This is a genomic window from Pseudonocardia bannensis, assembly GCF_012911875.1.
Classification (GTDB): Bacteria; Actinomycetota; Actinomycetes; order Mycobacteriales; family Pseudonocardiaceae; genus Pseudonocardia; species Pseudonocardia bannensis.
The window spans coordinates 56,225-69,567 of sequence record NZ_JAAXKZ010000012.1 but is presented as its reverse complement, the minus strand read 5'-3'; the positions used below and the strand labels follow the sequence as shown (position 1 = coordinate 69,567).

The 13,343-nt window shown below is 73.1% G+C and carries 11 protein-coding genes; 6 read left to right on the top strand and 5 right to left on the bottom strand.

The genetic code is table 11. The annotated features are described in order from the left end of the window. The first annotated feature begins 45 nt into the window (after nt 1-45). The gene (locus HF519_RS05735; RefSeq protein WP_312859924.1) at nt 46-1,302 is read left to right on the top strand and encodes an MFS transporter; all 1,257 of its coding nucleotides are present in this window, start codon (nt 46-48) and stop codon (nt 1,300-1,302) included. After that, nucleotides 1,289-1,609, top strand: a complete 321-nt coding sequence (locus HF519_RS05730; protein ID WP_246242550.1) for a CBS domain-containing protein — start codon at nt 1,289-1,291, stop codon at nt 1,607-1,609. Before HF519_RS05735 ends, HF519_RS05730 begins: the two co-directional genes overlap by 14 nt. Before the next feature lie 176 nt (nt 1,610-1,785). Here HF519_RS05730 and HF519_RS05725 read toward each other — a convergent pair whose 3' ends face one another. Beyond that, nucleotides 1,786-4,398 carry a cation-translocating P-type ATPase gene (locus tag HF519_RS05725; protein ID WP_169410802.1) on the bottom strand — a complete coding sequence of 871 codons (2,613 nt, stop codon included), beginning with the start codon at nt 4,396-4,398 and terminating at the stop codon, nt 1,786-1,788. 326 nt (nt 4,399-4,724) lie between these two features. Further along, the gene (locus HF519_RS05720; protein WP_169410800.1) at nt 4,725-5,117 is read right to left on the bottom strand and encodes a hypothetical protein; all 393 of its coding nucleotides are present in this window, start codon (nt 5,115-5,117) and stop codon (nt 4,725-4,727) included. 254 nt (nt 5,118-5,371) lie between these two features. Between HF519_RS05720 and HF519_RS05715 the strand changes: the two genes are divergently transcribed. From HF519_RS05715 to HF519_RS05705, 3 genes are all read left to right on the top strand, one after another. Then, nucleotides 5,372-5,524 carry a hypothetical protein gene (locus HF519_RS05715; RefSeq protein ID WP_169410799.1) on the top strand — a complete coding sequence of 51 codons (153 nt, stop codon included), beginning with the start codon at nt 5,372-5,374 and terminating at the stop codon, nt 5,522-5,524. Nucleotides 5,525-5,628: 104 nt separating this feature from the next. Continuing rightward, nucleotides 5,629-7,431 (top strand): sensor histidine kinase, encoded by a 1,803-nt coding sequence (locus HF519_RS05710; RefSeq protein ID WP_211169595.1) that lies wholly within the window; start codon nt 5,629-5,631, stop codon nt 7,429-7,431. Nucleotides 7,432-7,590: 159 nt separating this feature from the next. Further along, nucleotides 7,591-8,013, top strand: a complete 423-nt coding sequence (locus HF519_RS05705; protein WP_169410795.1) for a pyridoxamine 5'-phosphate oxidase family protein — start codon at nt 7,591-7,593, stop codon at nt 8,011-8,013. A gap of 89 nt (nt 8,014-8,102) precedes the next feature. Here the strand turns inward: HF519_RS05705 and HF519_RS05700 are convergent, their stop codons facing one another. Next, nucleotides 8,103-9,098 carry an Acg family FMN-binding oxidoreductase gene (locus HF519_RS05700; protein ID WP_169410793.1) on the bottom strand — a complete coding sequence of 332 codons (996 nt, stop codon included), beginning with the start codon at nt 9,096-9,098 and terminating at the stop codon, nt 8,103-8,105. 252 nt (nt 9,099-9,350) lie between these two features. Between HF519_RS05700 and HF519_RS05695 the strand changes: the two genes are divergently transcribed. Then, nucleotides 9,351-11,867, top strand: coding sequence for a glycoside hydrolase family 65 protein (locus HF519_RS05695; protein ID WP_211169594.1), 2,517 nt, complete (start codon nt 9,351-9,353; stop codon nt 11,865-11,867). A gap of 47 nt (nt 11,868-11,914) precedes the next feature. Here HF519_RS05695 and HF519_RS05690 read toward each other — a convergent pair whose 3' ends face one another. Then, entirely contained in the window at nt 11,915-12,769 is an 855-nt protein-coding gene (locus tag HF519_RS05690; RefSeq protein ID WP_169410789.1) for a universal stress protein, read from the bottom strand. Beyond that, nucleotides 12,766-13,233, bottom strand: a complete 468-nt coding sequence (locus HF519_RS05685) for a CBS domain-containing protein (RefSeq protein WP_169410787.1) — start codon at nt 13,231-13,233, stop codon at nt 12,766-12,768. The genes HF519_RS05690 and HF519_RS05685 overlap by 4 nt, the downstream gene beginning before the upstream one ends. Between the last annotated feature and the right edge of the window lie 110 nt (nt 13,234-13,343).

Genomic DNA, 13,343 nt, shown 5'->3' with positions numbered 1-13,343 from the left:
GCACCCGCGGACCGCAGGGTCGTCCGGGCAGACAGGAGACGCGTCGTGACCAGACCGGCCGCCAAGGGGACAGCACCGGCCACCGTGTCGTCGGTGTCGGCGGCGGCACCACGGCCGGCGGTGATGCTCGGGCTGGCCACCGTCGGCTTCGCGGTGACGTTCTGGGCCTGGGCGCTGCTGTCGCCATTGGGCGCGACCCTGCGTGAGCAGCTGTCGCTCACCTCGTTTCAGCAGTCGCTGCTGGTGGCGGTGCCGGTCATCGTGGGGTCGCTCGGCCGGATCCCCGTCGGCGCGCTCGCCGACAGGCTGGGCGCCCGTCGAATGTTCCCGACCGTGGCGCTGCTGACCGTCCTGCCCGTGCTCTACCTCGGTCACCTCGCCGACTCGCTGATCGAGTACCTCGTCGGCGGCTTCTTCCTCGGCCTGGGCGGCACCACGTTCGCCATCGGTGTTCCGTTCGTGAACTCCTGGTACCCGCCGGAACGGCGCGGCCTCGCGCTGGGCATCTTCGGTGTCGGTATGGGCGGTACCGCGATCTCGGCCTTCTCCACCGTTCAGTTGGCCAAGGCGATCGGACCCAGCTTCCCGTTCGACCTGGTCGCGGCCGTGCTCGTGGTCTACTCCGCGGTCGCCTACCTGCTGCTGCGAGACCGGCCGGACCGGTCCGTGGCCGCGGGGAGCATGCTGGCCCGGCTCGTGACGGCGTTGCGGATGCCGGTGACCCTGCAGCTCGCGTTCCTCTACGCCGTGGCGTTCGGTGGCTTCGTGGCGTTCAGCGTGTACCTGCCCACCTACCTCACCAACGCCTACCACCTCGACCGCGGCGACGCGGCGTTGCGGACCGCAGGCTTCGTCCTGCTCGCCGTCGCCATGCGGCCCGTCGGCGGCTGGCTGTCCGACCGGTTCCGGCCGGTACCGGTACTCGTCATCGCATACGGCGCGGTCGCAGTCCTGGCCCTGCTGGCCGCGTTCGAGTTCCCGCTGGTCCCGGTCGCGACGGCGGCCTTCCTCGGCATGGCCGCCGCGCTCGGCATCGGCACCGGTGCGGTCTTCGCGCTGGTCGCCCGGCTGGTGGAGCCCGAGCGGGTCGGGGTCGTGACCGGCGTGGTCGGTGCCGCGGGCGGCCTCGGCGGATTCTTCCCGCCGCTGGTCATGGGCCTGGTCTACGGCGCGCTGGGCGACTACACCCTCGGGTTCCTCCTGCTCGCGGCCACGGCCGCGGTGGCGGCTGTGTTCACCGCGACGTTGGTGCGCCGGCGCGCCGAGCAGGTGGCGACAGGAGGAATCGATGCGCGTACGTGAGGTCATGTCCAGTCCCGCAGTGGTCGTGACATCCGGTACGCCGGTGAAGCAGGCTGCGTTGCAGTTGGCCGAGAACGCGTTCATCAGCCTGCCGGTGGCCGAATCGGACGGCAGCCTCCTCGGGCTGATCAGCGAGCCGGGCCTGCTGGCCGACCGGTTCCCGCCGGACCCCCGGGTCCCGGGTCCACGCGCCTCGGTACCCGAGCCCGGCAAGACGGTCGGCGACATCATGCACACCGATGTACTGGTCGCCCACCCGCAGGAGGGCGTCACCGATCTGGTCACCGTGCTGGCGACGGCGAGGTGACGCTGACCGGCGAGGAGCGCGACCCGATCGAGCGGCGCACCGCGGAGCTGATCGCCGAGGCCGTCATCGGGGTCATCTCGGTCCGCTTCGCCGACCCGGTGGCTGCCGAAGGCTGAGTAACCCCGTGCCGCGCCGCTGCGACGGTGGACGCACCGCCGGCCAGCTGCTCGCGCAGGTCAGCTGCTCGATTCACGCCCACCGCGGGTCAGCCGCTTGTGAGCGGCGTCGGCGAGCAGCACCGCTGGTACCGCGAGTGCGGCCAGGGCCCAGCCCAACGGTGTCGGGACCGACCCGCCCAGCAGCTGCGGGATCGGGGGCAGGCCGAGGAACCCGGCCAGCAGAACCAGCTCCACCGCAACCGCGCCGAGCAGCAGCGGGTTGCCCCGCCAGGACCACCGGCCGACGGGCCGGTGCTCGCTGCGGCAGGCGAACGCGTTGGCCAGCTGGCCCAGCACGACCGCGGTGAACGCGGTGCCGGAGGCGATGGCCAGCAGGGCTGAGGAAGCCGGCGCCCCCCAGCTCCAGCCACCGATGGAGAGGACGATGATGAACGCCCCGAGCTCCACCGCGGCCTCGACCGGGCCCAGCACGCCGAATGCGCGACCGAGCACGCGGCGGTCGATCAGCCTGCCGGTGCGGGCCGGCCCGGACAGCGCTCCGCGGCTCGGCGGTTCGGCACCCAGCGCCAGCGCGGGCAGGAGATCGGTCCCGATGTCGAGGGCGAGGACCTGCAGCACGCCCAGGGCCGGCGGGACACCGCCGCCGGAGAGCGCCCACAACAGAAAGGGCGCCACCTCCGCGACGTTGTCCGTCAGATGGTAGGTGAGGAACCGCCGGATGTTGGCGAAGGTGGCCCGTCCGTATCGGACGGCGGTGACGATGGTGGCGAAGTGGTCGTCCAACAGGACCAGGTCGGCGGCCTCGCGGGCCACGTCGGTGCCGCTGCGGCCCATCGCCACCCCGATGTCGGCCTCCCGCAGTGCCGGCCCGTCGTTCACGCCGTCGCCGGTCATGGCCACCACGTGCCCGCGTCGGCGCAGGGCCCGGGCGATCCGTAGCTTGTCCTCGGGTGCGGCGCGGGCGATCACCAGGCCGTCCACATCGATGACCGCGCCCAGTGCCTCCTCGTCGTCGGGCAGTTCGGCTGCGATCAGCACCGGGCTGTCCGGCAGGGCGAGGTTCACCTGCTCGGCGATGGCCCGGCCGGTCGAGGGGTGGTCGCCGGTGACCATGGCCAGCTGGATGTGTGCTGCCCGGCAGGCGGCGACGGCGTCCGCGACGCCCTCGCGGGGCGGATCCTGCAACCCGACCAGCCCGAGCAGACGCAGCCCGCTCTCCAGCTGCTCGACCGGAAGGTCGGCCTCAGCCGCCCCGCCCGCCAGCGGGCCCGCGGCCACGGCGAGCACGCGCAGGCCCCGGCGCCCCATTCGCTCGATCTCGGCCGTCGCCTCGGCGAGGAGCCGGGGGTCGTCGCCGCAGAGCGGGAGCACGGCGTCGGGGGCTCCGTTGATCGCGACGAATGCGGTCCGGCGGTCGCCGACGACGACGAGGCTGCGCCGGCGGGCGGGGTCGAAGGTCACCCGCCGCAGCTCCGGGCGGGCCACCTCGTCGGCGTCGGGGTCGAGCCCGCAGCGCAGCGCGAGCACGTGCAGCGCGACCTCCATGGGATCGCCCATCGGTGTCCAGGCCCCGTCTCGTTCGACGGCGCGGCCGGTGGCGCAGCGCGTGGCGGCGGCGGCGAGGTCGGCGACAGCACGGGTCGCCTCGGCGGTCGCCGCGGTGACGGCTCCGTCGGGCCGGTACCCCGAGCCCTGCACCGTCGCGGCGCCGTCGGGGGTCCAGACCCGTACCACGGACATCTCGTTGCGGGTCAGGGTTCCCGTCTTGTCGGTACAGATCACCGTGGTCGAGCCCAGCGTCTCCACCGACTCCAACCGCCTGACCAGGGCGTGCTGGGCTGCCATGGTGTGCGCAGCGCGGGCCAGCGAGAGGGTGACGGTCGGCAGCAGGCCCTCCGGGACCAGCGCCACGGTGACACCGACCGCGAGCAGGAAGCCCTCGGTGAGGTGCATGCCCAGCAACTGCGAGATGCCGAAGAACGTCACGCCCAGCGCGACGGCGACGAGCGCGACGATCCGCACCACCTGCCCCAGGCGGACCGCGAGCGGACCGGGTGGGCGATGGGTGCGTCGGGTCATCGACGCGATGCCGGCCAGCCGGGTACCGGCGCCGGTGGCGATCACGACCGCGGTGGCCTCGCCCTGGGCGACGAAGGTGCCGGCATAGGCTGTGACGCCCTTCTCGGGACGGGCGGGGGCGCTCTCCCCGGTCAGGGTGGATTCGTCGACGGCCAGACCGTCCACGCGCTCCAGGTGCAGGTCGGCGCTGATGCGGTCACCGGCGTCGAGCAGTACCACGTCGCCGCGCACCAGCTCCGTTGCCGGCACCACCTGCCGCCGTCCGTCGCGACGGACGGCGGCCCGGACCGGTAGCAACTCGCGCAACCGCTGCCCGGCCCGGTCGGCGCGGTACTCCTGCGCGAACGCGAACAACCCGTTCACCACGACCACCACGACGATCGCCACGCCGAGCTGCGGCATCCCGGCGAACACCGCGAGGCCGGCGGCGGCCCACAGCATCAGCGCGAAGAAGTGGGTCAGCTGGCGCAGCAGCAGCAACAGTGGCGACGGCGGCCGCGACACGGGCAGCGTGTTGGGGCCGTCGGCGGCCAATCGCTCCCGGGCCTCCTCGCTCGACAGGCCCGTCGGGGTGAGGGTGGTGGTGGACATCGGCTACGCGGGGAGCAGCCCGACCACGTCGGCGATTGCGAGCCGTCCGTGGGACGTCCGGTCGGGCACCGGCACCAGGGCGGTGCGAACCAGAGCGTGGTCGGCTGTCTCGGAGTTCATCTGCAGCTCCTGATGTCAGGGGGGGCGGCAGAAGGCGCGACCGCCTCGGCGAGGGTGACCGCGATGGCATCGTCGATGCGGGCGTCGGACCGGCCCACGGTCGTGCGGCACGACCTGACGGGACAGAAGGCCTGTGGGTCGCCGCGTGCGACAGCATCGCGGCGAGGATGCTCCGTGGCGTCCGCCGTCCGCCGCGAGGCCTGCCGTCACGAATGAGCCGGGGACCGCCTCCGTCGGGTGCGGGGTACACCCGCGGCGGGGAGCACCACCGCCAGGGCCCACGTCACGACGATCGAGCCGATGAAGCTCCCCAGCAGGACCTCGCCGATCACGCCGTTCCCGGACCACAGCAGCACAACGACGCCGAAGGTGAACGAGACGAGTCCGGCTGCTCCCGTGCCCCGTCCGGCCGGGCTCCCGCCGAAGGCCGAGCGGCCCAGGACCGCCGCTGCGATCAGGCCGAGCGCGAGCCCGGCCCCGACCATGCCGCGCGGATCCTGGATGAACGGCACGTCGCCGTCGACCAGGTGGCCGACGTAGGACACGACGATCGTCGCAACCGGGATCGTCGCGACGACGTCTGTCCAGTTGAACCTCATGGCCCTCGTCTCTCGGGATCGTTCGTTTGCGCGGCCCAGGGTGCGCTGATGCCGGAGCGGTGACACCGGCCATACGACCCGCCGTCGCAGGCCCGGCTGGTGCGAGCACCCGGGCCCATCGGACGGGTCGTCCGATGCCGCTCGATGACCACGGGCGGGCGTTCCCGGCGATCAGCCCGACAACCGGCCACCCGACCGGAGACGGTCGTACCGTCGGCCCTGTCGACCGCCCCGCAGCGACGGAATGTGGGACGGTGACGACGAACAGCGATCGCCCGGCACCCCGCACGATCACCCGCCTGGGTCTGGGCACGGGCGACGCCGACGGCGGCCGGCGGTTGCGCCGGACTTCTCGGTCCGGTGGCCAGCAGAACGAGGCGTTCAGCCGCGGTGAGATCTGTGCTTGACTCGGGAATGTTGGAGGCACAGCCGCTGATCCTCGGTGCCGTGCGACCGCTCCGGATCTGCCCGGCTCGTGCGGCTGTCCTGTCGAACGCTAGCGAGGATGCCCGTGGACCCCGATGAACTGTCTGCGTGGCGAGCCGGTGACGCCGACCGGGTCCAGCTCGACGAGCCGGCTCACCTTGCTCCAGGACGTGCCGGGGGTGATGCGGCGTTGACGTTCCCCGATCTGCCGCGTCTGGAGCTGGACCAGCTGCTCGGGCAGCTGGTCGACCGCGCCCGGGAGGTGATGGCCACCCAGAGCCGCTTGCGCGGGCTGCTGCATGCCAACCAGATGATCATCGGGGATCTGGCCCTGCCGGTGCTGCTGCGGCGGATCGCGGAGGCCGCGCGTGAGTTGATCGGCGCCCGTTACGCCGCGCTGGGCGTGATCGCCCTCGACGGGCACCTGGCCGAGTTCGTGCACGCCGGCATGCCCGAGGGGGCGGTCGAACAGATCGGGCACCTGCCGCAGGGCAAGGGCCTGCTCGGGGCGCTGATCGACGATCCGTCGCCGATCCGGTTGCATCGCATCACCGACGACCCGCGCTCGTCCGGCTTCCCGCCCGGCCACCCGCCGATGCACAGCTTCCTGGGCGTGCCGATCCGGGTCCGCGACGAGGTCTTCGGCAACCTCTACCTCACCGAGAAGGCGGAGGGCGGCGAGTTCACCGCGGAGGACGAGGAGCTGACCAAGGCACTCGCGGCGACCGCGGGAGTGGCGATCGAGAACGCCCGGCTCTACGAGGCCGCTCGCTCCCGCCAGGAGTGGCTGCGCGCCTCGGCCGCGATCACCCGCCGGCTGCTCTCCGTCGACACGGCCGAAGCGGGCCGTCCGCTGCACCTCATCGCCGAGAGCAGCCGGGAGGTCGCGCAGGCCGATCTGGTCACCGTGCTGCTGCCGGCCGATGACGGCAGCGACCTGCGGGTGGAGGTGGCGGTCGGGGTCGGCGCCGCGGACCTGCTCGGCGTTTCCGTGCCGCTGGATGCCTCGCTGGCCGGGCGGGTGTTCACCACCGGCGAGCCGCTACGGGTCTCGACCCCGAACGAGCAACCCGGGCTCGCATCGGTGGCGTCGGGAGGGCTGGACGTCGGCCCGGTGCTGGTCCTGCCGCTGCTGGGCTCCCAACAGATCCACGGGGTGCTGACCGCGGCCCGGCGGTCGGGAGCGCCGGCGTTCAGCGCCGAGGATCTGGACATGGCCGCCGGGTTCGCCAACCAGGCCTCCGTGGCCGTGGAGCTGGCCGAGGCCCGTGCCGAGCAGCAGCGGGCGGCGATGCTGGATGAGCGCGAGCGCATCGCTGCCGACCTGCACGACCAGGTGATCCAGCGGGTGTTCGCGGCCGGGCTGTCGCTGCACGCGGTCGCCACGGGCCTGGGCCCGGGCAAGGCGACCGAGCGGATCCTGGGCACCGTCCGCGATCTCGACAACACGGTCAGCCAGATCCGCACCGCCATCTTCCAGCTCCACCAGATGCCCCAGGCCCAGCCCCATGGCCTGCGGGCCCGGCTGCTGGACGTGGCCACCGACGTGGCCTCGGCGCTGGGGTTCACCCCCGCCGTGCGGTTCGCCGGCCTGCTCGACGACACCGTGCCCGACGACGTCGCCGAGGACCTCCTCGCCGTCCTGCGCGAGGCCCTGAGCAACATCGCCCGCCACGCCCAGGCCCGATCCGCCGAGGTCGACGTCACCGCCCGCCCGGATCGCCTGACTCTCGACGTCCGCGACGACGGCGTCGGCATGGGCCCGAGCACCCGGCGCAGCGGCCTGGCCAACCTGCGCCGGCGCGCCGAGCGCCACGGCGGGACCCTCACCCTCACCCCGTGCAAGCCGTCCGGGACCCTGCTGTCCTGGTCGGTCCCGACCCGGTAGCGGCCATCTGCGGGCTGCACTTCGTGCGGTCCGGCGTGCCCGGTCCAAAGTCCTGTGCAGAGGCGACGAACCGACGGCAGCGCGGGACGTCCGGCTCTGCTGCCGGCATCTCGGCTGCTGCATCGTCGAGGGACAGTCGTACATCGGGACGGAGGGACCGTGGCGGAAACCGCAGAGCTCGTTGAGCTCGATCGCGGCACATGTCTGCGTCTGCTGGCTCACGGCGTCGTCGGGCGGGTCGTGTTCACCGACGCCGCGCTGCCGGCCGCCCAGCCCGTCAACTACGTCCTCGACGGTGAGGAGATTCTCTTCCGCACCGCCGGCGGCACCAAGCTCGCCGCCGTCGCCCGGCGCGCTGTCGTCGCCTTCCAGGCCGACGCCATCGATCCGGGCGCCCACATCGGCTGGAGCGTCCTGGGTATCGGCGAGGCCTACGAGGTCACCGACACCGACCGGCTGGCCGACCTCGCCGCACGCCTGCCGGCGCCCTGGGCCCCGGGGCGGACCGCGCACACCATCGCCATCCCCCTCTCCAAGCTCACCGGGCGCCGGCTGTGCCTGGCCGACGCCGGCACCGGCTGATCACGATCGCACGAGCTCGGCCCGGGTGGCTCGGCCCGACGCCGGCCTGATCCTGGAAAGCGTCCAGCCAGGACAGCCACCTGTCCTGATCAGATCGGGAGGAGTACCGAGCGCAGACTCCGGCGCGGTGTGACCGGCAGTTCGGCGGCGCCGTCGGCCGGCCATCCGATCCGGATGATGAGCTGGGGATGCTCGGGGACGCGTAGGACGTGGTCCTGGAGGTCGTGTCGGCTGGTGTCGATCTCGAGGGCCTGGCTCAGTGGGGTGCTGGCCAGCCCGAGCCCGGTCGCGGCGAGCAGCAGCGCGCTGGTGGCTTCTCCGGCGCGCAGCCGGTCGAGCTGATCGTCGCCGCGGGTGGCGAGCACGAGCAGTTCGGCGGCGTCGTCGGCCGGGCCGCTTCCGGGTTGCTGCGGTGGTTGGGTGAGGGTCGCGCGCGGGAACCGGCGCAGGGGTGACGTGCCGACGAGTCCGACCGGGGGCGGGGACACGTTGGCGGCCGGGATGCCGTCGCGGGCGTCGGTGTAGCGGTGGGTCCACAGCTGCAGCTCGGCCTCGTAACCCGGGGTGTCCGCCTGCTGGTGGGCGGCCTCGGTGAGGACCGCGACGAGCCCCTGCCGGAGGGCAGGGTCGGTGACCGGGAGCAGCACCGCCCCGTGACGCGACGCCTGCTCGGCGAGCGTGGCCACATGCCCGACCGGTACCGGTCGGTGGCTCATCCGGCGTCGATCGGTGCGGCGGCGGGCGATGCTGTCGAACAGTGCGGCCTCGGCCTCGTCCCCGGGGCCGGGCAGAATCTCGACGGTGGCGAGGTGACCGAGGTCCTCGGGATCGGGCAACCGGTCCACCCGCACGGACACGTCGAGTGCGGCCAGCGCGACCTGCAGATGGTGCAGGGCGGCGCCGCAGCTCAACACGAGGTCGCGACGGCCGGGATCGGTCGCCGCCAGATGGCGATCCCAGTCGGCGTGCAACTCGACGGTGTGTGCGGTGATGCGCCAGTGCCACGGCTGGGTGTTGTGCACCGACGGCGCGCGCAGCGCGTGCTCGACCGCTGCCGAAAGGTCCGCGGGCCGTGAGCGGGTCATGGGTACCTCCGGATTCGCGCCCGGGGCGGCGCGGTAGGACCAGCATGGGTGGGCGGACCGGTGCCGGGCAGGGGCGTTGGTCTCCGCGTGGGAGGCCGGCCGGCGGCCTCGTCGAGCGGTCCGGCGCCCGGGTGCGCGGGCCCTTCGGCCGTGCCGACGAGCCGGTGGCCCGTTCTACGGTCAGCCGGCCTACGGGTGATGGAGGCAGCGGATGGGGCAAGGGATGCCCGGGGACAGCATCGGCTTGAACCGATGACGCCTCGGCCCGACGCGGTGGCGCACAACCACCGGGCGGACGCGTGGACGCTGGTCTTCGACGGCTGGGACCCGGCCGATGAGGGCCGCCGGGAGGCGCTCTGCACCGTCGGTAACGGCTATTTCGCGACCCGCGGCGCCGCCCCGGAGTCCTCCGCCGACGGCGTGCACTACCCGGGAACCTACGCCGCGGGCTGCTACAACCGCCTGCACGACGAGGTGGCCGGCCAGGCCGTCGAGAACGAGAGCCTGGTCAACCTGCCGAACTGGCTGGACCTGCGCTTCGCCATCGAGGACGGGGACTGGGTCGACCTGGCAGCGGTGCAGGTGTTGCAGCACCGCCGGGTGCTGGACCTGCGACGCGGCGTGCTCAGTCGGGTGGTGCGCTTCGTCGATGCGGCGGGCCGGCACACCTCGATGCGGCAGCGCCGGTTCGTACACATGGGACAACCGCACCTGGCCGGTCTGCACACCACGTTCACCGCCGAGGACTGGAACGGCCGCCTGCGGGTCGTGTCCGGGCTCGACGCTGCGGTGACCAACACCGGAGTCGCGCGCTACCGCCAGATGTCCGGGCAGCATCTCGCGGTCCTCGGCAGCCGCGAGCCGGACGGGCAGAGCGTGCTGCTGACCGCCCGCACCACCCAGTCCGAGCTGCGGATCGCCGAGGCGGCCCGTACCCGGATCCTGCGGGCGGGACGGCCCATCGGCCTCCCGCGCCGCCTGGTCCGAGAACCGGCGCGGATCGCCCACGAGTTCGACGTCGAGATCACCGCGGGTGCTCCCGTCGCCGTCGAGAAGGTCGTCGCGCTGTTCACCTCCCGGGACGTCGCCATCTCCGAGCCGGGACTGGCCGCGGTGGAGCTGCTGCGCGACGCCGCCGGATTCGACAACCTGTTGGATAGCCACGAGCTGGCCTGGCAGCAGCTCTGGCAGCGGTTCGCCATCGACCTCGGGCACGGGCGTGACCCGGCGCGCACCGACACCCTGCGCACGCTGCGGCTCAGCGCATTCCACCTGCTGCAGACCGTGTCGCCGCACAACGTGAACCTCGACGCCGGCATCCCGGCCCGCGGTCTGCACGGTGAGGCCTACCGGGGCCACGTGTTCTGGGACGAGCTGTTCGTGTTCCCGCTGTTCACACTGCGGCTGCCCGGGCTGGCCCGCGCGCTGCTGCTCTACCGGATCCGCCGGCTCGACGCGGCCCGGCGGGCGGCCCGAGCCGCCGGGCAGATCGGGGCGATGTATCCGTGGCAGTCGGGCAGCGACGGCCGCGAGGAGAGCCAGCGGATCCACCTCAACCCGCGCTCGGGGCGGTGGCTGCCCGACACCAGCCACCTGCAGCGCCACGTCGGTCTCGCCGTGGCCTACAACATCTGGCAGTACTACCAGGCCACCGGAGACCTGGCTTTCCTGGCCGAACACGGCGCCGAGGCGCTGCTGGAGATCGCGCGCTTCTGGTCCGGCCTGGCCCGCCGGGACCCGGCCCGGGGCCGCTACGTCATCCACGGCGTGATGGGGCCCGACGAGTACAGCACCCGCTACCCGGGCGCCGCCGAGCCCGGTCTCGACGACAACGCCTACACCAACGTCATGGCGGTCTGGGTGCTGCTGCGCGCCCAGGACGCGCTCGACGCGTTGCCGGCGACCCGCCGGACCGAGCTCCTCGAGGGTCTCGGACTGGGCCCCGCGGAGCTGCTGCGGTGGCGCGATGTCAGCCGGCGGATGTACGTGCCCATCCACTCCGACGGGGTGATCAGCCAGTTCGAGGGCTACCGGGATCTGCTCGAACTGGAATGGGACGACTATCGCCGACGCTACGGCGACATCCAGCGGCTGGACCGGATCCTGGAGGCCGAAGGCCGCTCTGTGGACGACTACCAGGTGTCCAAGCAGGCCGACGTGCTGATGCTGTTCTACCTGCTCTCCGCCGACGAACTGCGCGAGCTGCTCGGTCGGCTGGGCTACGCGCTGCCGCCCGAGGCCATCCCGCGCACGATCGACTACTACCTGGCCCGCACGGCCCACGGGTCCACCCTCAGCGCGCTCGTCCACGCCTGGGTGCTGGCCCGGGCCAACCGGGAACAGGCGCTGGAGCACTTCGAGCGGGCCCTGCACAGCGACACCGCGGACATTCAGGGCGGCACCACCGCCGAGGGTGTGCACCTCGGTGCGATGGCCGGATGCGTGGACCTGCTCCAGCGCTGTTTCGCCGGGCTGGAGACCCGCCAGGACGCACTGTGGCTCAACCCGCACTGGCCGCGCCGGTTCGGCGTGCTCGAGCTGACCGTCCAGTACCGCGCACAACCGTTGCGCGTGCGTGTCACGGGCCGCGAGGTGCAGGTGTCCGCGGAACCGGGCCCCGGCCGCCCGATCCGCGTGGGATGCGGCGAGGAGGTGCGGGAGCTGCATCCCGGAGAGGCGGTGCGGTTCACCGCAGCGGGCGCCTCGAAGGACGGCGCCCTCACCGGCGGGCCGACCGGCGCCGGCGGGGCCGGCGACCCCCGACCCTGACAGTTCCCGGGTGGGGGACTGTCCTCCCGGCTCTCGTGCCCTGGGGATCAGCTGCTGAGCTCGGCCAGGCCACGCCGCCGGCTCGGGAGCCAGGTGCGCCGCGGTGGTCCCGCCGCGGGCACGATCATCACCGGGCAGTGTGCCTGGCGCGCCAGTTCCTCGACCGGCGAGCCCGTGATGCCCGACAGCAGCGTTCCGCGTTCGGACCGGCCGAGCACCAGCAGTTGGGCGCGGTGGGAGAGCGCGAGCAGAAACTCCGCCGGCCGGTCGTTCACCACCAGCGGCTGCACCTCCACAGCGGGGTAGGCCACCGTCCACGCCGACAGCGCGATCTCCAGTTCGCGGCGCGCGCGCTGCTCGGCGGCGTCCCAGCGCGCCAGCCTGCTCGGAAGGAGCCGGCCGAGGTCGATCCGGGGGTCGGTCCAGGCCCGTACCGGCTGGAGCGGCACCCCGCGGTCGGCGGCGGCGCGGAACGCGGTGTCGAAGACCTCGTCGCCGGTCCACGGGGCGGCACCGAGCACGACCGGCCCGTCGGTCCTGACCTCGTCCTCCGGCACGATCACCACGGGACAGAACGACCCCGCGACGACGGCGCCGAGCTGTGGCGTGCTGGCCTCGACGACGAGTACCGAGGCGTCACCGGACAATGCGCGGAGCGCGGGGCCGGTCGCCTCGCCGATTTCCTCCGCGGACACCGCGACCTCCGGGATCGCGCGACGGACGGCGGCGAGCATGCCGGTGACCACCGCCAGATCCACGATCCGGTCCGCATGACGTTCGGGGAGGACGACGCGCAACAACCTCCCGGTACGGGCCGCCTGAGCCGCGCCCCAACGCACGGCCGCCCGGCCGCGGACGGGGTGGCCCGCCCACACGGTGACGGGACGGCGAGCCATGCTCATCGGCCTTCCTGGTCGGCCGCTTCGGGGGCGGCCCGTCCGGCGAGCGAACGGATCAGGTCGGTCGCCGTGACGATGCCGACCAACCGGCCGTCGTCGGCGACGAGCACCGCGTCCGACCCGGTCGCCTCCATCCGCCGCGCGGCGTCGGAGCGCCGCATGCGGACGGCGAGCGGGTCGGCAGCCCGGCAGACGTCGCCGACCACCATCGGCGATCCGTCACCGAACGGACCCGGCGCCTGAGCCAGGTAGCGCACCACGTCGGCCTCCACGACGAGCCCGAGGCACCGCCGGCCGTCCAGCACGGGGAGGTGGCGAACACCGGCGGAGGCCATCAGGTGAAGCGCCGTGGACAACGGAGCGTCCGGCACGATCCCGATCAGGCGGGTGGTCATCACCTCGGTCACCAGCGGGTCGTCATCGACGCTCTCCGGTGGTGCGGCGAGGTGGACGGGGCGGGTGGCCATGGCGTGCTCCTCGATCTGCGGGGTTTCGTCTCGAATCTCCGCCACGAGTCCTGACGCGGGACAGGGTCCGAGGGCCCACGGGTGGTAGCGGAGGGCCCCGGGCAGGCCGG

Bases quoted from the DNA above. Each gene is read 5' to 3' on its own strand.
- HF519_RS05690 (WP_169410789.1), bottom strand. From the start codon at position 12,769: ATGAGCATGGCTCGCCGTCCCGTCACCGTGTGGGCGGGCCACCCCGTC.
- HF519_RS05695 (WP_211169594.1), top strand. From the start codon at position 9,351: ATGACGCCTCGGCCCGACGCGGTGGCGCACAACCACCGGGCGGACGCG.
- HF519_RS05730 (WP_246242550.1), top strand. From the start codon at position 1,289: ATGCGCGTACGTGAGGTCATGTCCAGTCCCGCAGTGGTCGTGACATCC.
- HF519_RS05725 (WP_169410802.1), bottom strand. From the start codon at position 4,398: ATGTCCACCACCACCCTCACCCCGACGGGCCTGTCGAGCGAGGAGGCC.
- HF519_RS05685 (WP_169410787.1), bottom strand. From the start codon at position 13,233: ATGGCCACCCGCCCCGTCCACCTCGCCGCACCACCGGAGAGCGTCGAT.
- HF519_RS05720 (WP_169410800.1), bottom strand. From the start codon at position 5,117: ATGAGGTTCAACTGGACAGACGTCGTCGCGACGATCCCGGTTGCGACG.
- HF519_RS05700 (WP_169410793.1), bottom strand. From the start codon at position 9,098: ATGACCCGCTCACGGCCCGCGGACCTTTCGGCAGCGGTCGAGCACGCG.